The 26,647-nt window shown below is 70.9% G+C and carries 24 protein-coding genes; 16 read left to right on the top strand and 8 right to left on the bottom strand.

Annotation, left to right across the window (positions count from 1 at the left end; translation table 11 throughout):
- Positions 1–108: 108 nt before the first annotated feature.
- Genes BUE29_RS20935 through BUE29_RS20925 form a run of 3 tightly spaced genes read right to left on the bottom strand, consistent with a single transcriptional unit; the run spans position 109 to position 1,262 of the window.
- The gene (locus BUE29_RS20935; RefSeq protein ID WP_073392423.1) at positions 109–567 is read right to left on the bottom strand and encodes an SRPBCC family protein; all 459 of its coding nucleotides are present in this window, start codon (positions 565–567) and stop codon (positions 109–111) included.
- 4 nt (positions 568–571) lie between these two features.
- Positions 572–1,024, bottom strand: coding sequence for a flavodoxin family protein (locus tag BUE29_RS20930; protein WP_073392421.1), 453 nt, complete (start codon positions 1,022–1,024; stop codon positions 572–574).
- A gap of 28 nt (positions 1,025–1,052) precedes the next feature.
- On the bottom strand, positions 1,053–1,262 hold the full coding sequence (locus BUE29_RS20925) for a dodecin (RefSeq protein ID WP_073392419.1): 210 nt from the start codon (positions 1,260–1,262) through the stop codon (positions 1,053–1,055).
- 142 nt (positions 1,263–1,404) lie between these two features.
- Between BUE29_RS20925 and BUE29_RS20920 the strand changes: the two genes are divergently transcribed.
- On the top strand, positions 1,405–2,562 hold the full coding sequence (locus BUE29_RS20920) for a DUF5685 family protein (protein WP_073392417.1): 1,158 nt from the start codon (positions 1,405–1,407) through the stop codon (positions 2,560–2,562).
- A 7-nt stretch (positions 2,563–2,569) separates the two neighbouring features.
- On the opposite strand, the gene BUE29_RS20915 is transcribed toward BUE29_RS20920, so the two are convergent.
- The 4 genes from BUE29_RS20915 to BUE29_RS20900 all read right to left on the bottom strand — a co-directional run bounded on the left by BUE29_RS20915 (position 2,570) and on the right by BUE29_RS20900 (position 6,734).
- Positions 2,570–4,063 (bottom strand): FAD-dependent oxidoreductase, encoded by a 1,494-nt coding sequence (locus BUE29_RS20915; RefSeq protein ID WP_073392415.1) that lies wholly within the window; start codon positions 4,061–4,063, stop codon positions 2,570–2,572.
- A gap of 15 nt (positions 4,064–4,078) precedes the next feature.
- The gene (locus BUE29_RS20910) at positions 4,079–4,999 is read right to left on the bottom strand and encodes an AurF N-oxygenase family protein (RefSeq protein ID WP_073392414.1); all 921 of its coding nucleotides are present in this window, start codon (positions 4,997–4,999) and stop codon (positions 4,079–4,081) included.
- Positions 5,000–5,228: 229 nt separating this feature from the next.
- The gene (locus BUE29_RS20905; RefSeq protein WP_143168311.1) at positions 5,229–6,038 is read right to left on the bottom strand and encodes a hypothetical protein; all 810 of its coding nucleotides are present in this window, start codon (positions 6,036–6,038) and stop codon (positions 5,229–5,231) included.
- 42 nt (positions 6,039–6,080) lie between these two features.
- Positions 6,081–6,734: a class I SAM-dependent DNA methyltransferase gene (locus BUE29_RS20900; protein WP_073392412.1), complete on the bottom strand. Its 654-nt coding sequence runs from the start codon at positions 6,732–6,734 to the stop codon at positions 6,081–6,083.
- 54 nt (positions 6,735–6,788) lie between these two features.
- Between BUE29_RS20900 and BUE29_RS20895 the strand changes: the two genes are divergently transcribed.
- The 5 genes from BUE29_RS20895 to BUE29_RS20875 all read left to right on the top strand — a co-directional run bounded on the left by BUE29_RS20895 (position 6,789) and on the right by BUE29_RS20875 (position 13,254).
- On the top strand, positions 6,789–7,766 hold the full coding sequence (locus BUE29_RS20895; protein WP_073392411.1) for a methylenetetrahydrofolate reductase: 978 nt from the start codon (positions 6,789–6,791) through the stop codon (positions 7,764–7,766).
- Positions 7,767–7,892: 126 nt separating this feature from the next.
- Positions 7,893–8,297: a VOC family protein gene (locus BUE29_RS20890; RefSeq protein WP_073392410.1), complete on the top strand. Its 405-nt coding sequence runs from the start codon at positions 7,893–7,895 to the stop codon at positions 8,295–8,297.
- The gene (locus BUE29_RS20885; RefSeq protein ID WP_073392409.1) at positions 8,294–8,575 is read left to right on the top strand and encodes a winged helix-turn-helix transcriptional regulator; all 282 of its coding nucleotides are present in this window, start codon (positions 8,294–8,296) and stop codon (positions 8,573–8,575) included. Before BUE29_RS20890 ends, BUE29_RS20885 begins: the two co-directional genes overlap by 4 nt.
- A gap of 130 nt (positions 8,576–8,705) precedes the next feature.
- Positions 8,706–12,161, top strand: coding sequence for an error-prone DNA polymerase (locus BUE29_RS20880; RefSeq protein WP_073392408.1), 3,456 nt, complete (start codon positions 8,706–8,708; stop codon positions 12,159–12,161).
- A gap of 145 nt (positions 12,162–12,306) precedes the next feature.
- Positions 12,307–13,254 (top strand): radical SAM protein, encoded by a 948-nt coding sequence (locus BUE29_RS20875; protein ID WP_073392407.1) that lies wholly within the window; start codon positions 12,307–12,309, stop codon positions 13,252–13,254.
- On the opposite strand, the gene BUE29_RS20870 is transcribed toward BUE29_RS20875, so the two are convergent.
- Positions 13,211–13,834 carry a TetR/AcrR family transcriptional regulator gene (locus BUE29_RS20870; RefSeq protein ID WP_084181613.1) on the bottom strand — a complete coding sequence of 208 codons (624 nt, stop codon included), beginning with the start codon at positions 13,832–13,834 and terminating at the stop codon, positions 13,211–13,213. The genes BUE29_RS20875 and BUE29_RS20870 overlap by 44 nt on opposite strands.
- Before the next feature lie 62 nt (positions 13,835–13,896).
- On the opposite strand from BUE29_RS20870, the gene BUE29_RS20865 reads away from it, so the two are divergent.
- The 10 genes from BUE29_RS20865 to BUE29_RS20820 all read left to right on the top strand — a co-directional run bounded on the left by BUE29_RS20865 (position 13,897) and on the right by BUE29_RS20820 (position 26,641).
- A complete protein-coding gene (locus BUE29_RS20865) occupies positions 13,897–14,745 on the top strand; it encodes an alpha/beta fold hydrolase (protein ID WP_073392405.1) in 849 nt (282 codons plus the stop codon).
- A 90-nt stretch (positions 14,746–14,835) separates the two neighbouring features.
- Positions 14,836–15,291 carry a CBS domain-containing protein gene (locus tag BUE29_RS20860; RefSeq protein ID WP_073392404.1) on the top strand — a complete coding sequence of 152 codons (456 nt, stop codon included), beginning with the start codon at positions 14,836–14,838 and terminating at the stop codon, positions 15,289–15,291.
- A 218-nt stretch (positions 15,292–15,509) separates the two neighbouring features.
- Positions 15,510–17,609 (top strand): putative bifunctional diguanylate cyclase/phosphodiesterase, encoded by a 2,100-nt coding sequence (locus BUE29_RS20855; protein WP_073392403.1) that lies wholly within the window; start codon positions 15,510–15,512, stop codon positions 17,607–17,609.
- 119 nt (positions 17,610–17,728) lie between these two features.
- On the top strand, positions 17,729–19,393 hold the full coding sequence (locus BUE29_RS20850; protein ID WP_073392402.1) for a GspE/PulE family protein: 1,665 nt from the start codon (positions 17,729–17,731) through the stop codon (positions 19,391–19,393).
- A gap of 260 nt (positions 19,394–19,653) precedes the next feature.
- Positions 19,654–20,871 carry a type IV pilus twitching motility protein PilT gene (locus tag BUE29_RS20845; RefSeq protein ID WP_200800359.1) on the top strand — a complete coding sequence of 406 codons (1,218 nt, stop codon included), beginning with the start codon at positions 19,654–19,656 and terminating at the stop codon, positions 20,869–20,871.
- Complete coding sequence (locus BUE29_RS20840) at positions 20,868–22,127, top strand: type II secretion system F family protein (protein WP_073392401.1); 1,260 nt, start codon at positions 20,868–20,870, stop codon at positions 22,125–22,127. The genes BUE29_RS20845 and BUE29_RS20840 overlap by 4 nt, the downstream gene beginning before the upstream one ends.
- A 130-nt stretch (positions 22,128–22,257) precedes the next feature.
- Positions 22,258–22,716 (top strand): prepilin-type N-terminal cleavage/methylation domain-containing protein, encoded by a 459-nt coding sequence (locus BUE29_RS23540; RefSeq protein WP_073392400.1) that lies wholly within the window; start codon positions 22,258–22,260, stop codon positions 22,714–22,716.
- A gap of 84 nt (positions 22,717–22,800) precedes the next feature.
- A complete protein-coding gene (locus BUE29_RS20830; protein WP_143168309.1) occupies positions 22,801–23,253 on the top strand; it encodes a type IV pilus modification PilV family protein in 453 nt (150 codons plus the stop codon).
- Positions 23,247–23,924 carry a PilW family protein gene (locus BUE29_RS20825; RefSeq protein WP_073392398.1) on the top strand — a complete coding sequence of 226 codons (678 nt, stop codon included), beginning with the start codon at positions 23,247–23,249 and terminating at the stop codon, positions 23,922–23,924. The genes BUE29_RS20830 and BUE29_RS20825 overlap by 7 nt, the downstream gene beginning before the upstream one ends.
- Entirely contained in the window at positions 23,921–26,641 is a 2,721-nt protein-coding gene (locus BUE29_RS20820; protein ID WP_073392397.1) for a type IV pilus modification PilV family protein, read from the top strand. The genes BUE29_RS20825 and BUE29_RS20820 overlap by 4 nt, the downstream gene beginning before the upstream one ends.
- The last annotated feature ends 6 nt before the right edge of the window (positions 26,642–26,647 follow it).

The following is a 26,647-nucleotide window of genomic DNA, read 5'->3' as shown; positions in this document are numbered from 1 at the left end:
CATCCCCGGCACCATCACCGGACCACCCGCCCACGCCACCATCACCGTCAAACAAGCCCACACCGTCCTCGTCCCCAACCCCCACGGCGGCGACTGACCCGTGGCGCGTCAGCTCGAGCGCGCGAGATGCCGCGCGAGTGCGCGCAGTCGGCGCTGCGTCTCGCGCCGGAAGAGCGCCTTCGCGACCGGTTCCAGCAGCGGCGCGAGTCGAGCCGGGCGCACCGTGAACGTCATCGTGTACGTCGCGCGGGAACGCCCGCCGGGCAGCGACGTGTGTCGGATCGACGCCGCCCACGCCGCGAAGAACGGCGGCCGTGACTCCAGCTTGATGGCCGCGACGGTTGGCCGGTCGAACGTGACGTACCGGGTGCGGAAGGAGTAGCCGCCGAGCCACCACGCCGCCGTGCACACCGCCGTCACACCACGTGCCGGCGGGGCGTCGTCGACGGTGTAGGCGCGCCGCAGCAGGGTGTCCCACTCCAGCCGGTGCCGGTAGTCGTGAATGGTGTCGAACACCTGCTCACACGGTGCGGGCAGCTCCTGCTCGATCACGAGGTGGACGGTCACGGCGTCACGCCATGAGGGCGGCCGCGACGGTGCCGCCGAGCTCGAAGCATGCGGCGCGCGCGTCCTTGCCCGCGCCGCCGGTGATCTCGACGGGCTTGTGCACCTGCTGCCACCCCAACGCCTTGGTGATCGACTCCGCGGCACGGACCGCGCCCTGCGTGCCGTCGTTGCCGTGTACCCACAACCCGTACGGGGCCCCCGGCTTCTCGGTCATCGTGGGGTAGTAGATGCCGTCGAAGAAGTGTTTCAGCGCGCCGGAGAGGTAACCGATGTTCGCCGGCGTCCCGAGCAGGAAACCGTCGGCCGCGAGCACGTCGACGGGCGAGGCGACGAGCGCGGCGCGGGTCCGCACCTCGACGCCCTCGATGCCCTCGGCGCGCGTCCCGGCCAGCACCGCCTCGAGCAACTCGTGCATCCCGGGCGAGGCGGTGTGGTGGACGACGAGCAGCACGGCCATGGGCCCACGCTAACGGCCGCGACCGCCGTCAGTCCTCGAGCTTGAAACCGATCTTCAGGCCGACCTGGACGTGCGCGACCTCGCCGTTCTCGATGTGGCCGCGGATCTCGGTCACCTCGAACCAGTCGAGGTCACGCAGTGTGCGCGACGCGCGCGACACCGCGCCCTTGATCGCGTCGTCGATCCCCGTCTCGGACGTCCCGACGATCTCGGTGACGCGATAGGTGTTGTCGGCCATGGGGCACTCCCTGCTCGTCGTTGCGCTTCGCACGAACGTCCTGCCCGCTCGCGTCGCGTCGTACACGCCGCCGCGGCGCGCGCCACGCCGGGGCGGTCGTGTCCGGTTCCCTCCATGCCGCCCCGCCGATAGGTTGCGGCGCATGTTCGGGATCGTGCGCCCCTGCCGCAACCGGCTCGCCCCGCGCCTGCAGGAGGCCTGGCTCGCACACCTGTGCGGCCTGTGCCTCGCGCTGCGTGACGAGCACGGCCACGCCGCCCGGCTGGTCACCAACTACGACGCCGTCGTCGTCTCGGCGCTGGTCGAGGCGCAGCGCGGGGTCACCGGCAACCGTCGCCGTGCCGGCGCGTGCGCGCTGCGCGGGATGCGGTCGGCGTCGGTCGCCGACGGGGCGGGTGCGCGTCTGGCGGCCTCGGTCTCGCTGCTGCTGGCGTCGGCGAAGCTGCGCGATCACGTCGCCGACGGCGACATCGCCGGCCGGCTGCGGTCGCGGGCCGCCGACCGGGTCGCCGATCGTTTCGCCGGGGCCGGGACGGTGACGGGCACTGCACTGGCCCTCGACACCGAGGCCGTCCTGAACGCCGTCGCCGAGCAGCATGCGGTGGAGAACGCGGCCTGTTCGGTGCTCGAGGCGACCGCGCCGACCGAGGCCGCCACCGCGCTGGCCTTCGCGCACACGGCCACCGTCGCCGGCCGGCCGGACAACGCGGCGCCGCTGGCCGAGGCCGGCCGTTTCTTCGGCCGGCTCGCCCACCTGCTCGACGCCGTCGAGGACCTGGAGGCCGACCGCCTCGCCCGGGCGTGGAACCCGGTGCTGGCCTTCGGGCTCACGCCCGCCGAGGTGCGGCGGCACTGCGACGACGCGGTCCTGGGCGTGCGCCTCGCGCTGCGCGAGGTCGCGTTCGCCGACGACGGGCTCGTCCACGTCCTGCTCGTCCACGAGCTGGAGCACGCCGTGCGGCGCACCTTCCGTGCCGCCGGCGTGCCGGGCGATCCCCCTCCCGGCCCGCCGCCGCTGACCCCACCGCTGCCGCCGCAGCAGCAGCCGCCGGCTGATCTACCGGCGGGGTGGGAGGCGCCGATCCCCGACGGGAAGAAGCGCGGCCGGGTCGCCGCGTGCTTCGGCTCGCTCGTCGCCTGCGGGACGTGCCGCTCGTGCCGCGACTCGCACGACGACGGGGACGACCACCGGGACAACAGCTGCTGGGGACGCTGCAAGCGCGGCTGCAAGAACTGCTGCGACTGCTGCGACTGCGAGTGCTGCGACTGCTGCGACTGTTGCGACTGCTGCGACTGCTAAGCGCGGGTCAGCGCGTCCGGGAGAAGCGACCCGCGCGCCGCGAGCGGCCGGGCAGCCGACCGGCCACGGCGTCGTCCAGCAGGGTGCGCACGGTCTCGGCCGCGTCGGCGCGATTGTCGCCGATGCCGCCGGACGAGCCGCGCTTCCACCAGCCCACCGCGTAGGCACCGGGCACTCCGGCGATCCGTCCGCCGTCGTGGGGGACGGTCCCGGCGGCGTCGTCGAACGGCAGCCCCGGAACGCCCCGGCCGTGGTAACCGATGGCGGTGACGACCGAGCCGGCGAGCACGTCGGTGCCGTCGGCCAGCCGGACGCCCTCGACCCTTCCCTCGCCCAGGTACCGCTCGACGGTCGTGTGGAATCGCAGCACGATGCGTCGCCCCGGCCGTGGTTCGGCCGCGTGATCGACCCGACGTCGCGCCACCCCCGCGAGCAACGCGGCGTGCGAGCGCGACGGTGCCGCGTCGATCGTCGCGGCGACGGCCGGGTCGTGGTCGTCGACGACGAGCTCGACGTCGGGGCGTTCGCGAAGCGCGAGCAGCTCCGGCGCGGTGTAGGCGGCGGTGTCCGGCCCACGCCGCGCGAGCAGCACCACCTCGTGCAGCGCGCTGTCGCGCAGGCCGGCGAGGGCGTGCCCGGCGATCGCGGTGCCGGCGAGCGAGCCGGGGGCCGCGGTGAGGATCCGCGCGACGTCGAGGGCGACGTTGCCGGTGCCGACGACGACCGCGCGCGGCCGGTCGAGACGCACCGCGTCGGCCGCGACGTCCGGATGGCCGTTGTACCAACCGACCGCCTCCGGCCCGGTGAGGCTGCCCGGCAGCGACTCGCCCGGGAGGCCGAGCCGTCGCCCCACCGAGGCACCGACCGCGTAGATCACCGCGTCGTGGCGGGCGGCGAGATCGTCCGGCGTCAGCGAGCCGTCGGTCCCGTCGCCGACCTCGGTCCCGAGCCGCATCCGCACTCGCGGGTGCGTGTAGAGCCGCGCGAACGTCTCGCCGATCCGCTTCGTACCCGGATGGTCGGGGGCGACCCCGTAGCGGATCAGGCCGCCGGGTGTCGGCAGCCGGTCGATCAGCGTCACGGTGGAACGGGTGTGCAACAGCAGCAGTTCCGCGGCGTAGAGCCCGGCCGGCCCGGTGCCGACGACCGCGACGTCCAGCCCGGCGAAGTCGCTGGGCAGTGACCAGTCGAAGTGGGGACGGTCCCAGGCGCGGAACAGCGGCCCGTCGGTCGTGCTCGCCACCGGTTGCGCCGCGAAGTGCTCGGCGTTGATCCGCTCGTACCGCTGCTGCGCCCCGGTCAGCGTGTCGGCCGGGACGATCGCGTCCACCGGACACGCATCCGCGCAGGCGCCGCAGTCGATGCAGGCACGCGGGTCGACGTAGAGCATCGGCTCGGTGACGAAGGCGTCCTGGCCGGGCACCGGAGCGATGCAGTTGACCGGGCAGACCGAGACGCAGGAGGCGTCCTTGCAGCAGTTCTGCGTGATGACGTAGCTCATCGGCGGCCTGGGCGCTCAGAGCAGGTTGGCGCGCTGGTAGATCGCGGCGGCCGGCTTGGTGAGCAGACCGGCCGAGCCGAGGAACTCCATGAGGCCACGGCAGCTCGAACGCAGCAACGCCTTGTAGTGCTCGTTGCCGGCGGCCTCGCGCTTGGCCCGCTCGACGTCCAGTCCGGCCTCGACGTAGACCCGGTCGTTCACCATGCTCGTCACGATGAAGTAGGCCGCTGCGGCCACGAGGACGGCGCTGGCGTGCCGGCGCGCGACCCCGGCGCCGGCCATGCGCTCGACGACCTCCTGCCGCGCGAACTTCATGTGGCGCGACTCCTCCACCACGTGGATGTTGTTGATCGTCCGGACGAACGGGGCGACCCGCTCGTCGCGCATCCAGTCGCGCTGCATGACGTCGAGGACCTCTTCGGCGACCAGGATCGCCGCGTACGCGGCCTCGCCCCAGGCGATGGTCTTGAAGACGCGGCCGAGCTCGACGACCGCGCGCTTGGGCAGGTAGGCCGGCGCGTTCAGCTTGTCGGCGCCCCGCGCGAACATGATCGAGTGCCGGCACTCGTCGGCGATCTCGGTGAGCGCCCACTGGAACTCGGCCGACGTGCGGTCCTTCACGTACATGTCGCGCAGCATCATCTGCTGCAGGATCAGCTCGAACCAGATGCCGGTGCTCGCGACGCACGCCGACTCCTGCCGGGTGAGCTCGGCACGCTGCGCCTCGTCGAGCTCGTCCCAGTAGGCGGTGCCGTAGAGCGTGGACCACTCGGGGCAGGTGCCGTGGTCGGCCGGGTCGAGCGGCGTCTCCCAGTCGACCTCGACCTGCGGGTCGTAGGACGCCGCGGCGCTGGACTCGAGCAGCCGACGAGCGACGGAGTCGTCGTGCGCGGAAGGCGTTGCGGCCCGAGCGGCCGGATCTGCGGTGGCGGTCATCGTGCTCTCCCCTCTTCTCGACGCGGAGCGCCGTACGCTTGACAGGACGTTACACGTAACTCGCTGTGATAGGTACCCAGAACCGACGGAACTTACCGTCGGCCTGCAGCGGACTGCGATTCCTGCGGTGAGCCGATGACCTCGAACGATGCCCGCGCACACGCTCTGCGGGTCGGCCGTGTCGCCGTGTCGCCGTGTCGTCGTGTCGTCGTGTCGTCGCCAGCGATCGTCAGCGACACCGCGCGGCTGTGACGACGTGGGACTGCCCGGGCGGCAGCGTCCCGTTCAGCCGGACGTCGACGACACCGCAGGACCGGGCGACGACGCTCCGGCGGGTGTCGACGGCGTCGGCCGCGGTCGCGGCGGCCGAGAGCCGCGCGACGAGACGCCCGTGCGGTTGCCGCGCCGCCGGTTCGACGGTCAACGTCTCGCGGCGCGAGATCGGGGTCCCGCGGATCATCGCGAGCATCTCGGCTCGCGTGCGCCGGACCGGCGACTGATACGGCTCGGGGAGGACATAGGCGACCGTGCGGAAGTCGACGCCGGTGAGCACGCCCTGCACCGCCTGGAGCGCGTTGGCGTCCCGACCCCAGGACGTCTGGAAGCCGTCCGGTTGGGGGCCGAGATGGTCCGGGCACGGGACGACGACGGACCGCACCGGGCGACGCGAGCCGGGCTGCCCCGGCGCGCGACTGAGCGTCACGCAGCCGTGCCCCGTCGCCTTCTCCCCACCGTCGAACGGTTGACCGTAGGGCGAATCGGTCTTCCAGACCACGAGGGTGACCCGATCCCGCTGCGCTGCCACGACCAGGTACGTGCCGCCCCCGCCGAAGTAGTCGCGCATGGCGTCGGTGGGACGGTTCAGCGACCGCCAGTCGGCGACGGACGTGAACACCGCTTCCCGGCCCAGATAGGGCAGGTCGTACTCGGCCATGTCCCGCGACACGACCCGCTCGGACGGGACGCAGGCGCTGAGCGCGACCGCCAGACACCCGAGCAGCACCACGGTGCGGAGTGGTCGACCGACCCGACGTGGCATGCGCAGACCGTCACACACCGCGTGTCACGGGGCAATGCGTCCTCAGCGGCGCGCAACCCCGGTCTTGCGGGCGGAGACGACCAGTTGCGGGCTCCTCGACGGCGGCTGCGGTGGCAGGAGCAGCTCCGCCACGATCTCCAGACCGGCGTCGGTGAGCCAGCCCGTCAACTCCTCGGGTTGGTAGAGGTGGGTCGTCCACTCCACCGGAACATCGCCGTAGCACCGCGTGCGCGGATGCTCACCCTCACCGCGATGCGTCCCCAGGATCAGTTGACCGTCCGGACGCAGCGCCCGTGCCATCGTCCGGATCACGCGAGGCAGCCATTCGCGGGGCAGGTTGAACCACGACCACCAGCCGAGAACACCGCCGAGCGATGCCGGCTCGGGTTCGGTATCGGTCACCGACGCGACGGCGAACGGGATGTCGGGGTGCTGCCGGCGGGCATGCTCGATCATGCGGGGGGACAGGTCGATGCCCGTCACGGTGACCCCCCTGTCGCGCAGGTAGCCCGAGATCCAGCCGGGTCCGCATCCTGCGTCCAGCACCGGGCCGATCTCACGAACCTGTTCGGCGAAGGCGTCGAGCGCAGCTCGCAGCCACGGCCCCGGGTCACCCACCATCGCGACGTAGTTGTCCGCCACGGCGTCGTACGACGCCCGGACGGCGGCGAGGTCGGCAGGTGACTCGGCGCTCACGGCTTGCGAGGCTAGTGACCGACCCCGACATCGGCCCGCGGGTAGGTTTCGCGCGTGGAGCTGACACGTCGCATCCGCGAGGGCGCGGGCGAGGTCCTGCTGTTCGCGCTCACGCCGCCCCGGCTGGCGACCGCCACCGCCCGGGTGCAGGAGATCGCCGACGCCACGATCGCGCGACTGCGAGGGCTGGACCTCGACGGCCTCGTCCTCTACGACATCGACGACGAGGTGGAGCGGAATCCGCAGCAGCGTCCGTTCCCGTTCGTGCCGACTCTCGATCCTGCCGATTACCTGGCCGCGCACCTGGGCGACTGGACCACGCCGGCGGTGGTCTACCGGGCCGTGGGCAAGTACGCCCCTGCCGAACTCCGTTCCTGGCTCGCCACGCAGGATCCGTCGCGGGTGCTGACCGTGCTCGTCGGCGCGGCGTCGAGCTCGCTCCGTCCCGCCTCGACGCTGACGGAGGCCCAGGCGTGGGCCCGTGAGCTCAACCCCGAGCTGGTCGTCGGCGGGGTCGCGATCCCGGAACGCCACCACCGCCGGGGTGACGAACACGTGCGGATGCTGGCCAAACAGCGGGCCGGCTGTCGGTTCTTCGTGACGCAGGTCGTCTACGACGTCAACGCCGCGAAGAACCTCGTGTCGGACTACTTCTACGCGTGCGCGGAACGGGGCACGGCTCCGGCGCCGATCGTGTTCACGTTCTCGGTGTGCGGCTCGCTGCGCACCCTGGAGTTCCTCGAGTGGTTGGGCGTCGACGTCCCTCGGTGGATCGAGAACGATCTGACCCACGCCGGCGACACCGTGCTGGCGTCGCAGCACGTCGCCCTGGCCGCCGCCGTCGAGCTGATCGAGTTCTGCCGTCGACTGGGGATGCCGTTCGGCGTCAACGTCGAGAGCGTCTCGATCCGCCGGGTCGAGATCGAGGCATCGGTCGGGCTCGCCGGCCAGCTGCAGGCCGCGCTCGCCGGCGGGGTCGGCGAGGACGACGCCGCTCAGCGGGCCGGCAGGACGACGACCGACACCGGGTGAGGACCGACGATCGATCCGCGAGCGTGTCCGCGTCCAGATCGGCAGGTGGGCGTGCGCTGCGAGCGAACCCGTCGCGAGGACGTCGCAGCCTTGACGGTGCACTTGCATTTTGCAAGTGTTGGTCGCATGAGCCTCTTCATCACCTGCCCGGTGGCGAGCGTGGAGCGCGCGACGGCCTTCTACACCGCCCTGGGCTGGACCCTGAACACGGAGATGTCCGATCACGATGTGTCGTGCTTCGCGATCGCGCCCGACCAGTACGTCATGCTCGGCAGCCACGAGAAGTACGCGAGCGTCGGCGGCGTCGAAGAGTTGGTCGGCGGACCCGACACCCCCTCGAAGATCACTGTCTCCTTCGGGCTCGACAGCCGCGAGGCAGTCGACGAACTCCTCGAACGTGCCCGTGGCGCCGGCGGGCGAGTAGGCGACATCGACGACTACTCGTTCATGTACCAGCGTCAGTTCGACGACCTGGACGGCTACCACTACTCGCCGTTCTGGGTGAAGGCTGATGCCGAACCGATGGCGTGAGCGACCTTGCTGCGACCCTCGACATCGTGGGGGCACGCTGGGCCCTGCTCATCGTGGACCGACTGCTCGACGGGCCGCAGCGCTACGGCGACCTGCAACGCGACCTCGGGGCGCCGACGAACATCCTCGCGACCCGGTTGCGTGAGCTCGAAGCGGCCGGCGTGCTGTCACGCCTACCCCTGCGACACAACACGCGGGCCTACGCGCTGACCGAGCGCGGGCTCGCTCTGCGCGAGGCGATCGTCGCGCTCGCACGGTGGGGGCGCAACGCCAGGTAGGCCGTACCGGCCCGATGCGCCGCCATCGGCGCGGCGCTCGCGGCTCGTCTCGCCGTGTCGGCTCGCGCCCGACCCGGTCGGCTCCGACGATCCGGAGCGCGACGAACCGAACCCGTGTTCTAATCATGAGGTGGGTTGGGAGAATCCGGAGATCCCGTGGCGGGAGCTCGAGCGCCGGCTGTCCGGCCGCCCGGTCGCCATCGGCGACCCGCCCCGCGGCGACGGCGGCGACTCCCCCGCCTGGTCGCGCAAGCGCGAGGCGTACACACCGGCCGAGCCGGTCGTCCGACCCGGTGCGGGCGTCCCGTTCGCCGAGCTCCACGCGCACTCCTCGTTCAGCTTCCTCGACGGCGCGTCGTCACCCGAGGAGCTCGTCGAGGAGGCCGTCCGCCTCGGCCTCGACGGGCTGACGCTCACCGATCACGACGGCGTCTACGGCCTGGTCCGCTTCGCCGAGGCCGCCGCCAGTCACGACCTGCCGACGGCGTTCGGGGCCGAGCTGTCACTCGACGTCCCGATCGCGCGGACGCAGTCCGAGGCGGCGATCGCGTCGCGGGTCGGCGTCCCGGATCCGCCCGGCACGCACCTGCTCGCCCTGGCCCGCGACCCCGACGGCTACGCCCGACTCTCCCGCGCCATCGGCCAGGCCCACCTGCGCGGCGGCGCCAAGGGCCGGCCCCGCTACGACAGCGTCGAGGAGCTCGGCGCCGCGGCGGACGGCCGCTGGCTCGTCCTCACCGGGTGTCGCAAGGGCGCCGTGCGGCGGGCGCTCGACCGCGGCGGCGAGGCAGCGGCCGGGCGCGCCCTCGACGCGCTGGTGCACAACTTCGGCCGCGACAACGTCGCCGTCGAGCTCACCTACGAGCTCGACCCGCTGGCCGACGAGCGATACGAGGTGCTCGCCGGGTTGGCCGGGCGGTTCGGGCTGCCCCTCGTCGCCACCACGGCGGCGCACTATCACGGGCCACCGCGACGACCGCTCGCGACGGCGCTCGCCGCCGTCCGCGCCCGCAGCAGCCTGGACGAGATCGACGGCTGGCTGCCGTCGTGGTCCGGGCAGCACCTGCGCTCGGGCGAGGAGATGGCCCAGCGCTTCGCCCGCTGGCCGGCCGCCGTCGCCAACGCCGCACGGCTGGGCCGGGAGGCCAGTTTCCCGCTGCAGCTGATCGCACCCGACCTGCCGCCCTTCCCGTGCCCGGACGGTCTCACCGAGATGCAGTACCTGCGCCGGCTGACCTACGAGGGCGCCGAGCGCTGGTTCGGCGGCGAGCCGCACCGGGACAAGGCGTTCGAGATGATCGAGCACGAGCTCGAGATCATCGAGCAGCTCAACTTCCCCGGCTACTTCCTCGTCGTCTGGGACATCGCCCGCTTCTGCCGTTCGAAGGGGATCCTGTGCCAGGGCCGCGGCAGTGCCGCGAACTCCGCCGTCTGCTTCGCGCTGCAGATCACCGCCGTCGACCCGGTCTTCTACGACCTGATGTTCGAGCGCTTCCTCGCCCCCGAGCGGGGCGAGCCGCCGGACATCGACATCGACATCGAGTCCGACCGTCGCGAGGAGGCGATCCAGTACGTCTACGAGCTGCACGGCCGCGAGCACGCCGCGCAGGTCGCCAACGTCATCACCTACCGGCCGAAGTCCGCCGTCCGCGACGTCGCCCGGGCGCTCGGCTACTCACCGGGTCAGCAGGACGCCTGGAGCAAGGAGATCGAGCAGGGCTACTACTGGTCCTACACCCCCAGCCATCCCGGCGCCGGCGACCTCTCGGCGCCGCAGCCGACCGCGCTGCCCGACCGCGAGCCCCCGCCGTCGCTCGGTGCCCCGGCGCCGGACCCCATCCCCGCCGACATCCCGCCGCGCGTGCTCGCGCTCGCCGCCGAGCTGCAGAACACCCCCCGGCACCTGGGCATCCACTCCGGCGGCATGGTGATGTGCGACCGGCCGGTCATCGAGGTCTGCCCGGTCGAATGGGGACGGATGAAGGACCGCTCCGTCCTGCAGTGGGACAAGGACGACTGCGCCGACATCGGGCTCGTGAAGTTCGACCTACTGGGCCTCGGCATGCTCTCGGCGCTGCGCTACTGCTTCGACCTGATCGCCGAGCACCACGGCGTCGCCTACGAGCTCGCGACCATTCCCAAGGAGGCTCCGTGCGTCTACGAGATGCTGCAGCGAGCCGACTCGATCGGCGTCTTCCAGGTGGAGTCGCGCGCCCAGATGGCCACCCTGCCGCGCCTCAAGCCCGACTGCTTCTACGACCTGGCCTGCGAGGTCGCGCTCATCCGCCCCGGGCCGATCCAGGGCGACTCGGTGCACCCGTTCATCCGCCGCAAGAACGGCGACGAGGAGGTCACCTACCCGCACCCGAAGCTGAAGCCCGCCCTCGAACGCACCCGGGGCATCCCGCTGTTCCAGGAACAGCTGATGCAGATCGCGGTGGGCGTCGCCGACTTCTCCCCCGCCGAGGCCGACACCCTGCGCCGCGCCATGGGGTCCAAGCGCGGCAAGGACAAGATCGAGGCGATGCGCCGGCGCCTGTACGAGGGCATGGAGCGCAACGGCATCCGGGGCGAGGTCGCCAACCGCATCTTCGAGCGCATCAGCGCCTTCGCGTCGTTCGGCTTCGCCGAGTCGCACTCGATCTCGTTCGCCCTGCTGGTCTACGCGTCGTCCTGGCTGAAACTCCACTACCCCGCCGCCTTTTGCGCAGCACTGCTCAATGCACAGCCAATGGGCTTCTACTCGTCGCAGTCACTGGTGCACGACGCGAAACGCCACGGCATCGAGGTACGCGGGCCGTCGCTGGCCGACTCGCTGGCCGCGGCGTCGCTCGAAGCCGCCGACGGGCCGTCGCAGTGCGCCTGCCTCGACGCGCCGCAGCCCGCGGTCCGGCTGGGCCTGGGGTCGGTCCGGACGATCGGCGACGAGCTGGCGCAGGCGATCGTCGACGAGCGCGGCCGCGGCCCGTTCGCCTCGATGGCCGATCTCTCGCGGCGGGTCGGCCTGACCGCCGACCAGGTCGAGGCGCTCGCCACCGCCGGCGCCTTCGACTGCTTCGGCCCCGGCCGGCGCGACGCGCTGTGGGGCGCGGGCGCGGCGGCCACCGCCCGACCCGGCCAGCTCGACCTCGTCACCTTCGACGAGACCGCCCCCGCCCAGCTGCCGGCGATGACCGGCCCGGAACAGCTCATCGCCGACATGTGGGCCACCGGCGTCACGCCCGAGGTCTACCCGACCGCGCTGATCCGGCCGCGCCTCGACGCGCTCGGGATCGTCCCCGCCGCGGGGTTGCGGGCGATCCCGAACCGCACCCGGGTGCGCATCGGCGGCGTCGTCACCCATCGGCAACGGCCGGCCACGGCCCGCGGCGTCACCTTCCTCAACCTCGAGGACGAGACGGGCATGGTCAACGTCATCGTCGACGAGGTCGTGTGGCAGCGCTACCGCCGCGTCGCCCGCGAGTCCGGCGGTCTGGTGATCCGCGGCATGCTGGAGAACACGAAGGACGGCGTGATCAACGTCCTCGCCGAGCGGTTGGAACGCCTGCACCTCGGCCTGCGCAACACCTCACGGGACTTCCGGTGAGCAACGCCCCCCACCACGTTGACTGGCGACTTCGAGCGTCGACTGGCGACCCGTCAGCCGACTGGCGACCTACAGGTCGCCAGTCGGCGCGAAGGTCGCCAGTCGGCCGCCGAAGTCGCCAGTCGAGACCCGACGGTGGTGCGCGATGAGATGGGCGACCACCGGCGACGCGGCCCCGGGTCTGTTCGCGGTCGAGGACCTCGTCACCCCGGTCGCGGGCACCGGCCGCATGTCCGGGCTGGAGTTCCTGCACGTCACCGCCAAGCGCATCCTCAACCACGTCCCCGACGGCTCCCGCGCCCCGACGAACTGGACGATCAACGTCTACCGCGGCTGTTCTCATGCGTGCTCGTACTGCTTCGCCCGCCCCACGCACGAATACCTCGGACTCAACCTCGGGGACGACTTCGACCGCCGCATCGTCGTCAAGATCAACGCCGTCGAGAGGTTGCGGGCCGAGCTGGCCGACCCGGCCTGGCGGCGCGACCCGGTCGCGATGGGCACCAACACCGACCCCTACCAGCGGGCGGAGGCGAAATACCGTCTCACCCGCGGCGTGCTCGAGGCGTTGACCGAGCACGCCACGCCCTTCTCGATCCTCACCAAGTCACCGCTGGTCACCCGCGATCTCGACGTGCTCCGGACGGCGAACGAGTGCACCGACGTGTCGGTCGGCTTCTCGATCGGCACCCTCGACCAGCGCGTCTGGCGGGCGAGCGAGCCCGGCAGCCCCAACCCACGCCGACGGGTGGCGGCGATGGCCGCCCTCACCGCCGCGGGCATCCGGACCGGCGCGCTCGTCGCCCCGGTCCTGCCCGGCCTGAGCGACGATCCCCGGCAGCTGCGCGAGGTCGTCACCGCGATCGACGACGCCGGCGGCCGGCTGCTGGGCATCGGTGCGCTCTACCTGCGTCCCGGTGTCCGAGAGCATTTCCTGGACTGGCTGCGCGGCGCGTTCCCCGACCAGTACGACTCCTACCTGCGCCGCTACGACGGGCGCGCGTACGCCCCGGCGCACTACGGCGAGCAGCTCTATGCGCGGGCCGGGCTCAGCGGTCGGGCCCGCCCAGGTCGGCTGCCTGGGCGTCGATGAGCCGGTCGATCACCACGCCGACGTCGTGGCGCGCCTGCACCCGGTCCTCGGCCTGGGCGATGAACAGCACCGCCTCGTCCAGGGCACCGAGCATGACGTGCGCGAGCGGCTGCGGCGGCTGCGGGGGCAGCCGACCGGCCGAGATCGCCCACTCGATCAGCGACAGCACGAGACCCATCGCATAGCCGAGGCCGATCTCGCGCCACCGGGCGTGGCCGAGCACCGACGGCGCGTCCACGATCGCGATGCGCTGCACCGCCGGTTCGGCCGACACGTCGAGCCACACCGACGCGCCGAACTTCATCAGCCGGATCGGGTCCTGCTCGTCCGCCTCGGCCACGGCCCGGTCGATCCGCTCGGTCGCCTCGCGTTCCACCGCCTCGAAGACCGCCGCGAACAGCTCGGTCTTGTCGGCGAAGTGGTGGTACATGGCGCCGCGGGTGACGCCGGCCGCGCGCACGATCGCCTCGGCGCTCACGCCGGCGAAGCCGTGGGCGGCGAAGAGCGGGCGCGACGCGTCCAGCAGGGCCCGCCGGGTCGCCGCCGAGCGCTCACCCTGCCTGCGCCGCGCCGCCGTCACGTCCGTCAACGTAGTGCGGCGACGCCCTTCACTTTCATACAAGCAGTATGTATGTTCTGCGGATGGACCGCGTGACACTTCCGCAGGGCACCGTCGAGTACCGCGCCGCTGGCCCCGCCGACAGCCCACTGCCGGCCGTGGTGTTCGTCCACGGCCTGCTGGTCGACGGGGAGCTGTGGACGGCGGTGGCCGATCGCCTCGCCGAACGCGGCATCCGCTCGTACGCCCCCACGCTGCCGCTGGGCGCACACCGGGTACCCCTGCAGCCCGACGCCGACCTCGGGCCGGCCGGCATCGCTGCGCTGCTGCGCGACTTCCTCGCCGCGCTCGAGCTGACCGACGTCACCCTGGTCGGCAACGACACCGGCGGCGCCCTGTGCCAGTTCCTCGTCGACGCCGACCACAGCCGCGTCGGCCGACTCGTCCTCACCAACTGCGACGCCTTCGACGAGTTCCCGCCCGCCCCCTTCGGGATGCTCGTGACGGTGGGCAAGCGCCGCGGCGGGCTGCGGCTGATCGCCGAGTCGGTGCGTCCCCGCTTCCTGCGGCACTCGGTGCTGGCCTTCGGCGGCCTGGTGCGCGATCCGCTCGACCCCGCGCTGAGCCGGCGCTGGATCACGCCCGCGCTCGAGAACCCGGCCATCCGCCGCGATGCGCGCAAGTTCCTGCGTGAGGTCCGGCCGGCCGACCTGCTCGCCGTGTCCTCGCGGCTCGACCGGTTCGGCAAACCCACGCTGGTGCTGTGGGGCGACGCCGACCCGTTCTTCAAGCCCGCCTTCGGCCGGCGACTGCGCGACACGATCCCCGGCGCCACCCTCGTCGAGATCGAGACCGGCCGCACGTTCCTGGCACTGGACGAGCCGCGGCGGGTCGCCGACGAGATCGCCGAGGCGTTCTACCCGGTGGCCTGACGACCGGGCGGACTGGCGCGCCCCCCGCTCCTGCGGCAGGGTTGGACGCGCCAACCTGGGCATCGAACGCGATCCGCGAGGTGAACACCCGTGAACATCTCCGATTTGCTGCAGCACAAGCAGTCCGGCGACCAGGGGCAGCGTCCCGCCGTCGTCACCATCGCCCCGACCGACACCGTGACGGCGCTGCTGCGCGCCCTCGCCGAGCACAACGTCGGCGCCCTGCTCGTGACCGACGACGCCGGCGGCGCGGACATCGCCGGCATCGTCTCCGAGCGCGACGTCGTCCGCCGCGTCGCCGAACGCGGCGCCGAGGTCCTCGACACCGCCGTCGGCGACATCATGACAACCACCGTGGTGAGCTGCACCGGCCACGACGACGTCCACTCGGTCGCCGAGACCATGACCCGGCGCCGCATCCGGCACATGCCGGTCGTCGACGACGGCAGGCTCACCGGCATCGTCTCGATCGGTGACGTCGTGGCCGCCCGCATGGCGCAGCTCGAGCAGGATCGCGAGCAGCTGGAGCACTACATCTCCAGTTGACCGGCGCCCCCGGGTCATATCGGGACGACCGGGACCGACTGCGCAGCCGCGGTTGCGCTTGCGTTAGCTCTCTGTAAGAATTCGGGCGAGTTCGCGCGAGCAACTCGGCGGGGGAACGCCACACGATCCAGGAGACGTGCCATGCCCCTTTCCGCCTGCACCCGCGGCCCGGCACCGTACGACGCCTCCCGCTGAACCTCCACGTCACCGGCACACCCATGACCACCGATCTCCGCCTCCGCGGCGTCAGCCTCGCAAGCGTCGCCTGGTACGCCGCCGTCGCACTGGGCTGGCCACTCATCGCCTACTCCGCGTGGCACGTCTGCTCCTCGGCCGGGCTCGAGCTCGTCCCGAGCTTCCTGATGGTCGCCGCGCTCATCGCCGGACTCGAGCTGCTGCCGCTGGTGCAGGGCCGGGGCCACGACCCGCAGGGCGTGGTGATGTCGACGTCCTTCACCTTCGCGATGCTGTTCATCTGGGGTCTCTGGCCCACCGTGCTGCTCATCGCCACGGGCGCCGTGCTCGCCGACCTGCGCGCCGGCAAGGTGTGGTGGAAGACGATCTTCAACCCGGCGCAGTACGCGCTGTCGTTCGCGGCCGCGTACCTCGTCGTCGTCGCGGCCCGCGAGCACCCCACGCTGGCCGCGCCGCTGCACACCTTCCACCCCGGCGACCTGGCGTGGATGGCGGGCGCGTGGGTCGTCTACTTCGCGGTCAACCTGGCGTTGGTGTCCGCCGTCCTCACCTACGACACCCCGTTCCGGACGGTCGCCTTCGGCGACTTCCGCCACGAGGCCATGATGACCTTCTCGGTGCTCGCGCTCTCGCCGCTCATCGTCATCCTCGCGCAGGGGCCGTGGCCGCTGATCCCGGTCCTCGCCGTGCCGCTGCTGATGATCTACTTCACCGCCCAGATCGCCCTCGACCGCGAGCACCAGGCCGGCCACGACGCGCTGACCGGCCTGCCCAACCGCGCGACGCTCACCTACGACCTGGACCAGGCGCTCGCATCGCTACGGCGCGGCGGGCCGCCGTTCGCGCTCATGCTCATCGACCTCGACGACTTCAAGGCCGTGAACGACGCGCTCGGCCACCAGGCCGGTGACGAGCTGCTCATCGAGTTCGCCGCCCGGATGCGGAAGGGCCTGCGCCCCTCCGACGTCGTCGCGCGGCTCGGCGGGGACGAGTTCGCGGTGGTGCTCTCCGACGTCGACACCTACGAGGCCTGCCTCGCCGCGCAACGCATGCGCGACGCGGTGGTCGCCGACGCGATCGTGCTGGAGGGCGTCTCGGTCGACGTCCGGTTCTCGGCGGGCATCGCGACGTGCCCGGGGCACGGGGCCGACCCGACCACGCTGCTGCGCCACGCCGACATCGCGATGTACCGGGCCAAGCAGACCCGCTCCGGCGTAGAGCTGTACTCGGCGGACCAGGACGCGAACGCGGCCACCCGCCTCGGCATCACCGGCGAGCTGCGGCAGGCGATCGAGGCCGGCGAGCTGGAGCTGCACTACCAGCCCAAGGTGGGGCTGCACCGCGAGCTCGTCGGCGTCGAGGCCCTCATCAGGTGGCACCACCCGATCCGTGGCTGGGTGTCGCCGGACGAGTTCATCCCGCTGGCCGAGCGTTCGGGCGTGATGCCGCTGCTCACCCAGCACGTCGTCCGACTTGCGCTGCGCCAGATGGCGCGGTGGCGCGCCGCGGGGCTCGAGACCCCGGTGGCCATCAACATCTCGCCGACCGACCTCGTCGGCACGCACCTGGTCGAGGTCGTCACCGAGCAGCTGATCGAGTGCTCGGTCGCGCCGACCAGCGTCTACCTCGAGATCACCGAGCGGGTGCTGACCGATCAGCTCGAGGAGTCCCGGCAGACGCTCGACCGACTCCGGGCGATGGGCATCGGCATCAGCCTCGACGACTTCGGCACGGGGTACTCGTCGCTGATGCGCCTCAGCGACCTGCCCGTCGACGAGATCAAGATCGACCGCGCCTTCGTCGCGCGACTCGAGAAGGATCCCCGCGCGGTCGGCATCCTGCGCACGCTGATCGGCCTGGCCCACGCCCTCGGCGTCCCCGCCATCGCCGAGGGCGTCGAGACCGAGAGCCAGCACACCCTGCTGGAGGGCCTGCGCTGCGATGCCGTGCAGGGCTGGCAGATCGCCCGACCGATGCCCGGGAACGCGGTGGTCGGGTGGGCCCGGGCGCAACGGGTGGCCGCGCTGGAGCACGGCCGCTACCCGCGGCCAGCCGCTGTGCCCGAGCTGCCCGCCCCCCTGCGGATGGTCACCGTCTCGGACTCGCTGCCCCGCATCTCCTGACGCGCCGCTGCGCCGCGGCGGCCCACTCACGTTGACCGAAGATCGGCCGATGGAAAGGGGGACAAGGCTCCCTTGCGCCGCCGCACCCGTCGCGGCGCCGCAGACCACGACGGACGGCGATGTACGAGACACACGGACCCGTGCTCGACGCGCTACGGCTGCGCGGGTTCGACCTGACCTCGATCGTCGACGCGATGGACAGCGCGGACGAGACCGGCCGGCCGCTGCGCGACGTCCTCGTCGACCAGGGGACCGTCACCGAGACCGAGCTCGCCGACGTCATGGCCGACGCCTACGGCATCGCCAGCGTCGACCTCGCCGGCTTCCAGATCGACCCCGCCGCCGTCGGTCGGATACCGCTCGCGCTCTCGCGCCGCCACCACGTGCTCGCGATCGCCGTCGAGGACGACGAGTTGGTGCTCGCGGTCGCCGACCCCGGTGACGTCCTCGCCCTCGACGACGTGCGGGCCGCCACCGGCATGCGCGTCCGACCCGTGGCGGTGGCCCGCGACGAGCTGCTCAAGGTCCTGGACCGCTATCAGCGCGCCGAGACCGACCTCGACGAGGTCGTCTCGACCGAGGACGACGAGAAGCTCGACGTGGTCACCGGCGGGGACGCCGACGAGGCGCCCATCGTCCGCTACGTCAATTCCCTGATCGAGCAGGCGATCCAGAACCGCGCGTCGGACATGCACCTGGAACCGACGGCGACCGACCTGCGCGTCCGGTTCCGCATCGACGGCGTGCTGCACGAGATCGACACCGTGCCGCGGTCGGCGCAGTCCGCGCTCATCAGCCGGCTCAAGATCATGTCCGCGGTGGACATCACCGAACGTCGGGTGCCGCAGAACGGGCGCATCACCATGGACCTCGGCGGCCGCAGCGTCGACCTGCGGGTCGCGACGCTGCCGACCGTGTGGGGCGAGAAGATCGTGCTCCGGGTGCTCGACACCGGCGGTGTCGACCTGGATCTCGCGCGGCTCGGGTTCACCGACGGCAACTACGAACGCTTCACCGGCGCGCTGCGCAAGCCCCACGGCATGGTCCTGGTGACGGGGCCGACGGGGTCGGGCAAGTCGACGACCCTCTACGCCGCGCTGACCGCGATCAGCAGTGCCGAGGTCAACGTCATCACCGTCGAGGACCCGGTCGAGTACCGGCTGCCCGGCGTCAACCAGGTGCAGGTGAACCACAAGGCCGGGTTGACCTTCGCCGCGGTCCTGCCCGCGATCCTGCGTTCGGACCCCGACGTCGTGCTCATCGGTGAGATCCGGGACCGCGTCACGGCGCAGCTCGCGATCGAGGCCTCGCTCACCGGTCACCTCGTCCTGTCGACGCTGCACACCAACGACGCACCGTCGGCGGTGACCCGCCTCATCGAGATGGGCATCGAACCCTTCCTCGTCGGCTCCTCGCTCGATTGCGTGATGGCCCAGCGACTCGCGCGGCGGCTGTGTCAATGGTGCAAGGAGGCGTACGCGCCGAGCGACACCGAGCTCGCAGCCGCGCGGTGGCCGCAGCAGCTGCTCGAAGTCCCCGACAAGCTATGGCGACCCGTGGGGTGCCGGTCGTGCGCACAGACCGGCTACCGGGGCCGGATCGCGCTGCACGAGGTCATGCCGGTGACCGAGCAGATCGAGCGGCAGGCGGTCGACCGACTCTCCGCGCACGACATCCAGCGAACCGCGCTCGAGCAGGGAATGTGGCTGCTGCGCTACGACGGGCTGCGCAAGGCGGCTCTCGGCGACACCTCGCTCGCGGAAGTGCTCCGTGTCGCCGTCTGATCATCACGGTGTGGAGTCAGGAGTAGGCACACAGCGCAACCGTCACACCAGTGACCGTTCGGCCCGCCCCGACCGCCGAGCGGCGGGCCTCGTCCCGCCGATGGTCCCGCTGTCCACGGCGATTTAGGCGATTCGCGACGCCGATGTCCCGAATTCTGCCCGGGGATTGAAGCCCGGCGACGTCTTGCCGACGTTAGGTTCGTGTGTGTAAGTTTTTTGTGAACTGAAATGATGGCCCGAAATTCAGCAGAGGAGGCGACGTGACCACCGCACCGTGGACCGCGTACGGCGACGCCTCCGCCGCTGCCCACCTGCCGGCCTTCGCCGACCCCGCGGACGCGCTGGCGGCGCCGGTCGTCACGCCGACCTGGTCGGCACCCGCCCCGTCGTCGGTCGACCGGTCCGACGCCCGCGTCTCGCTCGACGCCATGCTGACCAGCCTGGTGCGTGCCGGCGGATCCGACCTGCACCTCACCGTCGGGGTGCCGCCGATGATGCGCTTGCACGGCGACCTGAACCCGCTGCCGGGCTGGGCCGTGCTCGACTCCGCCGACACCGCCGCCATCGTGCGCTGCGTCGTCGACGAGCAGCAGTGGGAGCGCTTCGAGGCCGATCTCGAGTTCGACCTCGCCTACAGTCTGCCCGGCGTGTCCCGGTTCCGAATCAACCTGTTCCAGCAGCGCAACGCCTACGGCGCGGTCATGCGCAGCATCCCGCACGACATCAAGGCGCTGGACGAGCTCGGCATCCCCGAGCAGATCGCTCGCTTCGCCGACCTGCCGCGCGGTCTCGTCCTCGTCACGGGGCCCACCGGCTCGGGCAAGACCACGACCCTGGCCGCGCTGCTCGACCTCGCCAATCGCACCCGACGTGACCACATCGTCACGATCGAGGACCCGATCGAGTTCATGCACCAGCACAAGCGCTGCGTGGTCAACCAGCGCGAACTGGGTGTGGACACCCACGGCTTCGCCGACGCCCTCAAGCACGTGCTGCGGCAGGACCCGGACATCATCCTGGTCGGCGAGATGCGCGACCTCGAGACGGTCTCGACCGCGCTCACCGCCGCCGAGACCGGCCACCTGGTGCTCGCCACCCTGCACACCCAGTCGGCCGCGCAGACGATCGACCGCGTCATCGACATGTTCCCGGCCCATCAGCAGCAGGAGATCCGCGCGCAGCTGTCCACTGCGCTGCAGGGCATCGTGACGCAGTCGCTCGCCAAGCGACCCGACGGCTCCGGCCGCACCGTCGTCTGCGAGGTCATGTTCGCCACCGCCGCGATCCGCAACCTCATCCGCGAGGGCAAGAACCACCAGATCCCGTCGTTCATGCAGTCCGGCGGCGCCGACGGCATGCTCACCTTCGACGCCCATCTGGCCGAGCGGGTCCGGGAAGGCGCCATCGGCTACGACCAGGCGCTCGCGCTGTGCCACGCCCCCGAGGAATTCCGTCGGCTCGCGGGACGGGCGGCATGAGCGCGCCGGCGAAGGCCAAGACCAAGGCGAGCAAGGACCGCACCTTCGCCTACGAGGCCGTCGACCTCAAGGGAAAGCGGAGCAAGGGCACCGTCGAGGCCAGGGACGAGTCGGGCGTCGCCGCCGCCCTGAAGTCCCAGGGCGTGACGGCGCTGTTCATCCAGGAGACGGGCAAGGGCCTGCAGCGCGAGATCACGCTGCCCGGCTTCGGCCCCAAGGTCGGCCTGAAGGACCTTGCCGTCTTCTCCCGGCAGTTCGCCACCATGGCGACGTCGGGCCTCTCGCTGCTGCGGTCGCTGACCATCCTCGAGGACCAGACCGAGAACCAGGTGCTGGCCAAGGCGGTCCGTGACGTCCGGCGTGACATCGAGACCGGCCAGTCGCTGTCCGGCGCGCTCGGCAAGCACGACATCTTCCCGCCCATCATGGTCGCGATGATCCGAGCCGGCGAGACCGGTGGCTTCCTGGACAAGGCGCTCGAGCGACTGGCCCAGAACTTCGAGAAGGACGCCAATCTGCGGGCGAAGATCAAGTCGGCCATGACCTACCCCGTCATCGTCATCTGCTTCAGCCTGCTGATGATCACCGGCGTGCTCATCTTCATCGTCCCGGTCTTCGAGCACATGTTCGCGAACCTGGGCGGCAAGCTGCCGCTGCCGACGCAGATCATGGTGACGCTCAGCCACAACGCCCTGTGGATCCTGCCTGTCACCGCGGTGCTCGCCTTCGCCGCGGTCAAGGGCATCCGCAGCAAGCTCAAGCAGGACCCGGCGTGGCGGCTGCGCTTCGACGCCCTCAAGCTGCGGGTGCCCGTCTTCGGCACGTTGTTCACGAAGATCGCCATCAGCCGGTTCGCACGCAACCTCGGCACGCTGCTGTCGGTCGGCGTCCCCGTCATGCAGGCTCTCGAGGTCGTGGGCGGCACCACCGGCAACGCCGTCATCGGCGATGCCATGAAGGACGTCGCGAACTCGGTGAAGCAGGGCCAGCCGATGTCGGCACCGCTCGGCGACCATCCGGTCTTCCCGCAGATGGTCGTACAGATGATCGAGGTCGGCGAGGAGACCGGCCAGATCAGCGCGATGCTCGACAAGATCTCCGACTTCTACGACCACGAGGTCGAGACCGCGACCGAGTCGCTTACTGCCGCGATCGAACCGCTCATGGTCGTCGTGATGGGCGCGCTCATCGGCGTGATGGTCATCTGCCTGTACCTGCCGATGTTCTCGATCTACCAGAACATCGGCAACCAATAGGACCCGCTCGATCCACACAATTCCACAGACTTCCGTGCCCCGCGCACGGAGCGGCCGTCACCGCCGGCCGCAGCCTCCGGTCATCACCCCCGTGCCCGGAGTACCCCCCGAGAGTCCCGGAGGCTCACCCATGTTCGACAACCTGATCGCCAAGTACCACGACATCAAGGCCAAGCGCGAGAACGGCGAGGGCGGCTTCACCCTCATCGAGCTGCTCGTGGTCGTCGTGATCATCGGCATCCTCATCGCCATCGCGATCCCGCTGTACCTGAACTACCAGAAGGGCGCGAACGACAAGAGCTCGCAGAGCGACCTCCGCGCCGCGGTCAGCACCCTGCAGCAGTGCTACAGCGAGAACAGCAACTCCTACCCCACCGCGCCGGCGAACGCCGCCGACGCGACCGGCTCGATCACCTTCACCTGCGGCACGACCACCGAGAAGGCCAACCTGTCCGACGGCACCCACCTCACCTACGCCAAGGACGGGTCCGGCGTCGTGACGATGAAGTCCTGGAACACCGACGGCAAGAAGGACTCCTCGACCAACGCGTACTCCTACGACAGCTCGGCCGGCGGCTCGATCAAGTAGTTCCACTCAACCCGGGCGGGGCGTCCCCGTACGCCCCGCCCGGTTCCCAACTCCACAACCTCTCTTCCACGATGGAGGTGACCCATGCCCCCCACCCGGGTCCTCCCCCCGCTCCGTCGCGTCGAAGCAGGAGACGACGGCGGCTTCACGGTGGTGGAGGCGCTGGTCGCCTTCGTCCTGCTCGCCGTGGTGTCGGCGGCGGCGATCGTCGCGATCGCCAACACGACCAAGACCTCGAAGCGCTCGACCGACCGCGTCACCGCAGCCAACCTGGTCCAGCAGGACTTGCAGGCCGCCCGCGCGCTGCGCTACCCGAACTACCCGGCCGCACGCTCGGCGACGACCGTCGTCGGCACCACGAGCTACACCCTCACCCGTTCGGTGAGCGCTACCACGCCCGCCGGCGCGACCATCGGCGCCTGCCCGGCGACGCCCGACTTCACCAACCGGCCGTACATGGTCGTGACGACGACGGTCACCTGGCCGCCCGCCGGCACCGCCGACCGGGTCTCCGCCGCGACGGAGCTCGCATGCTGACGCGCTGGCGCTCCGCGCGCGCGGACCGCGACGCCGGGATGTCGTTGATCGAGCTCATGGTCGGCATGGGGCTGGCCACACTCGTCGGTGCCCTGGCGCTCGTCTTCTTCGTCGGCAGCACGAGCCAGGCCGACCGGGTATCGGCCCAGTCGCTCGACGCCTCGGACGTCCGCGTCGCCGCCGACCGCATCGCCGCTGAGCTCCGCACCGCCGACACGCCGAGCGCCCGGCCGGGCTTCGCCGCCGGCCGGTTCGACACGCTCACCGCGTCGCGCTTGGTCTTCTACAGCAACATCGACTCGACCAGCCGCGCGGGCACGGCGGGACGGACGCCGCCGACCAAACTCGACATCTACGTCGAGAACGGTGCACTGAAGGAGAAGCGGTACGCGCCGACAACGAAGTACACCGACAACTACCCGAGCTCGTACAACTACGCGAACAACTACCCGACGAACCCCACGTCGACCTCGGTGCTGCTCCCGACACTCGGCAGCAGCAGCGTCTTCAGCTACTGCACCATCGACACCGACCCCACGGTGAAGTGCACGCCGGCCGCCACGGCCACCTCGATCGCCGCCGTGAACATCACGCTGAGCGTCCCGGCGAAGTCCGGCAACGCCGCACAGACGCTGAAGACGACCGTCGCCATCACCGGAGCGACGTCGTGATCCGGCTGCGGCGCATCCGTCGCGACGGCGAGGACGGTTTCGCGCTCATCTTCGTGCTCATGGTGACGACCGTCGTCATGCTCGGCGTCGCCGGCGTGCTCGCGGTCGTGACCCCGAACATCACGAACTCCCGGGGTGCCCAGGACCGCACCGCCGCGCTCGCCGCGGCGCAGTCGGGCGTCGACGACCTCATCTCCTACCTGGTGAGCATCCCGTCCTGCCGGTCGGAGACCAAGATCTGCCCGCAGGCGCTCGGCGCCACCAGCACGACCCTCACCGGCACCCGGCAGCGGCCGTCGCTCGGCAACGGCCAGACCTTCACCTGGACGACGGCGAGCTCGGCCACGAGCGACGGCTACGTCCGCGTCACGTCGACCGGCTCGTCGAACGGGGTGTCACGCAAGATCGTGGCCGACCTGTCGCTGCAGCCAAGCATCCTCGCCTACGGCTACTACTCCGACTACGAGTCGCTGTCACCGCAGTTCCTCGACGACTACTACAACCCCCGCTCGATCTACGTCTCCGACTCGGGCACCTACGGCAGCGTGTCGTCGACGTATCGCGGCAGCAGCTCGGTTCCCAAGACGGTGGTGTGGAAGGGGACGGCGCAGAGCGGCACGACCGCCAAGTGCGGCCAGCACTGGTACTACGAGTCGGCGGCCCTGCCCGGGCGCGGCAACGGCAGCACGAACAACACCTGGTACGAGAACGGAACCGTCAACAGCACGTCGGTGACCCGCAGCGACAACTGCGACCTGGTGTTCAGCTCGTCCATGGTCGAGGACGGCCTGACCTTCAGCCGTGACGCCATCCTCTCCAGCGGCACCGGTCCGAAGTTCAACAAGGCCGTCTACACCATGTGGGGCTACAACGACGGGTCGAAGAGCTACACCACCCCGGCACCGACGGCGGGCAAGTACTACCGCGGCGACACCATGACCAACTCGCCGAACCTCCCCGCCGTCGCCGCGGCCGACCTGGTGCTGCCGACCAGCGTCGGCAAGGACGGCATCGCCGAGAACAGCTGCGTCTACACCGGCCCCACCCGCGTGAAGCTCAACGGGGACGGCACGGCCACGGTCACCAGCCCGGAGACCACGCAGAAGAACGCCGCCAGCGACTCGGCCTGCTACCCGACCGTCGTCGGGAGCAGCGGCATCGTCGACTTCAAGCTCAACTACGCCACCGCCGGCAGCGGCACAGTGATCGTCAACCACGCCGGCACCGTCCCGAGTGCGGGCTGGGCCAGCAATCCGACCAAGTCCACGCAGACCCCGGCCGCGTCGAACGAGGTCTTCTACTTCCCGCTTACCGCCGGCAGCGACGTCCCGCAGCACTCCGACACCTCCGTCTCGACCGACAAGTGCTCGACCACGGCGAAGTACGCGGCCACGGTCGGCGCCAGCTGCGCCTGGACGAACGTGGCGTCCGCCGGTGACGGGGGTGGCAGCACCACGGGCTGGAGTACGTACTCGGCGAAGAAGTGCAGTACCACGTCGGCCGGTACCGAGCGCTCGCTCTTCGAGTGCGAGTACGGACCGCAGAGCACGTCGTACACCCCGACCGGCGACGTGAGCGGCGGCCAGTACAAGACAGTCCGTACGAACATCCAGGCCGAGCTGGCGAAGGGTTCGTGCCTGACCGGGACCGCCGCCGCGCAGGCGGACTGCATCGAGGCGATGACCAACGCACAGCTCGCGGCCGCGAACACCGGCAAGCACGCGTACAACTACTCCAGCCCCAGCAACAACGACCACCGATACCTCGCCACCTCGACCGACAACTCCCCGACGACCTCGACGGTGGCGACGGGAACGGTGACGGACTCGTCCCAGGCCGACGACTTCTTCTCCCGGACGGCCGCGACGCCGGGCAAGGAGACGGTGACGCAGACGCCGATCACCACCACGGTGGTCCGCCAGACGTACAGCACGACGAAGAAGGCCTGGACCACGACCAACGCGGCGTTCACCTTCACCACGACGCAGAACGACTACACGTACACCGCACCCTCTGGCGGCGGTCGCTACTTCCCGGATCCCAACGACGTCACCGAGTACGCGACCGGCACCGACGCCAGCGGCAACGCCGTGGGATCGACCGGCGCCAACCAGCCCGGCGACCTCTACGTCGACGGCGCCAACAAAGGCAAGCTCAGCCTGGTCGCCGAGAACGACGTGGTCGTCACCGGTGACATCACCGATCCGTCGGGCTACACGGCGACGTCCGACGCGGTGTCCATCGTCGCCGGCAAGAACGTCCGCAACTATCACCCGGTCAAGTGCGCCGACCAGACGGCCACCGACATCGCCAACACCACGCCGGGTTGGTGCCCCAACGACATCACCGGCCTGTACAGCGGCAGCCTCGTCACCAACAGCGGCTACTCCTCCGCCCACCCCGCCGAGCAGTACGTGAACCTCAAGGCGACGGGCGACCGCACGATCGAAGCCGCCATCTTCGCCCTGACCGGCTCGCTGCGGACCGACAACTACAACCGCGGCGACGCCGTCGGCAACCTGATCGTGCACGGCGGCATCTACCAGTCCCACCGTGGTGGCAACGGGGTCGTCTCGGGTTCCACCGGTCTGAGCGGCACGACGCTGCAGTACACCTACGTCGACCTGCAGCGCGCCGAGCTGCCCTACGTGCCGCCGGCCACGAGCGGCAACTACATGCGCCCGTGGAACGTCGTCAGCATCTCGGCCGGCAGCTGATGTGCG

Source organism: Jatrophihabitans endophyticus (assembly GCF_900129455.1).
Taxonomy (GTDB): domain Bacteria; phylum Actinomycetota; class Actinomycetes; order Mycobacteriales; family Jatrophihabitantaceae; genus Jatrophihabitans; species Jatrophihabitans endophyticus.
The sequence above is the reverse complement of the archived record's forward strand: the minus strand, read 5'-3'. Positions and strand labels throughout refer to the sequence as shown.

Excerpts from the sequence above, each read along its gene's own strand:
- BUE29_RS20875 (WP_073392407.1), top strand. The coding sequence starts at position 12,307 with ATGAGATGGGCGACCACCGGCGACGCGGCCCCGGGTCTGTTCGCGGTC.
- BUE29_RS20890 (WP_073392410.1), top strand. The coding sequence starts at position 7,893 with ATGAGCCTCTTCATCACCTGCCCGGTGGCGAGCGTGGAGCGCGCGACG.
- BUE29_RS20920 (WP_073392417.1), top strand. The coding sequence starts at position 1,405 with ATGTTCGGGATCGTGCGCCCCTGCCGCAACCGGCTCGCCCCGCGCCTG.
- BUE29_RS20925 (WP_073392419.1), bottom strand. The coding sequence starts at position 1,262 with ATGGCCGACAACACCTATCGCGTCACCGAGATCGTCGGGACGTCCGAG.
- BUE29_RS20840 (WP_073392401.1), top strand. The coding sequence starts at position 20,868 with ATGAGCGCGCCGGCGAAGGCCAAGACCAAGGCGAGCAAGGACCGCACC.
- BUE29_RS20905 (WP_143168311.1), bottom strand. The coding sequence starts at position 6,038 with ATGCCACGTCGGGTCGGTCGACCACTCCGCACCGTGGTGCTGCTCGGG.
- BUE29_RS23540 (WP_073392400.1), top strand. The coding sequence starts at position 22,258 with ATGTTCGACAACCTGATCGCCAAGTACCACGACATCAAGGCCAAGCGC.
- BUE29_RS20930 (WP_073392421.1), bottom strand. The coding sequence starts at position 1,024 with ATGGCCGTGCTGCTCGTCGTCCACCACACCGCCTCGCCCGGGATGCAC.
- BUE29_RS20825 (WP_073392398.1), top strand. The coding sequence starts at position 23,247 with ATGCTGACGCGCTGGCGCTCCGCGCGCGCGGACCGCGACGCCGGGATG.
- BUE29_RS20850 (WP_073392402.1), top strand. The coding sequence starts at position 17,729 with ATGTACGAGACACACGGACCCGTGCTCGACGCGCTACGGCTGCGCGGG.
- BUE29_RS20915 (WP_073392415.1), bottom strand. The coding sequence starts at position 4,063 with ATGAGCTACGTCATCACGCAGAACTGCTGCAAGGACGCCTCCTGCGTC.
- BUE29_RS20830 (WP_143168309.1), top strand. The coding sequence starts at position 22,801 with ATGCCCCCCACCCGGGTCCTCCCCCCGCTCCGTCGCGTCGAAGCAGGA.
- BUE29_RS20910 (WP_073392414.1), bottom strand. The coding sequence starts at position 4,999 with ATGACCGCCACCGCAGATCCGGCCGCTCGGGCCGCAACGCCTTCCGCG.
- BUE29_RS20865 (WP_073392405.1), top strand. The coding sequence starts at position 13,897 with ATGGACCGCGTGACACTTCCGCAGGGCACCGTCGAGTACCGCGCCGCT.
- BUE29_RS20855 (WP_073392403.1), top strand. The coding sequence starts at position 15,510 with ATGACCACCGATCTCCGCCTCCGCGGCGTCAGCCTCGCAAGCGTCGCC.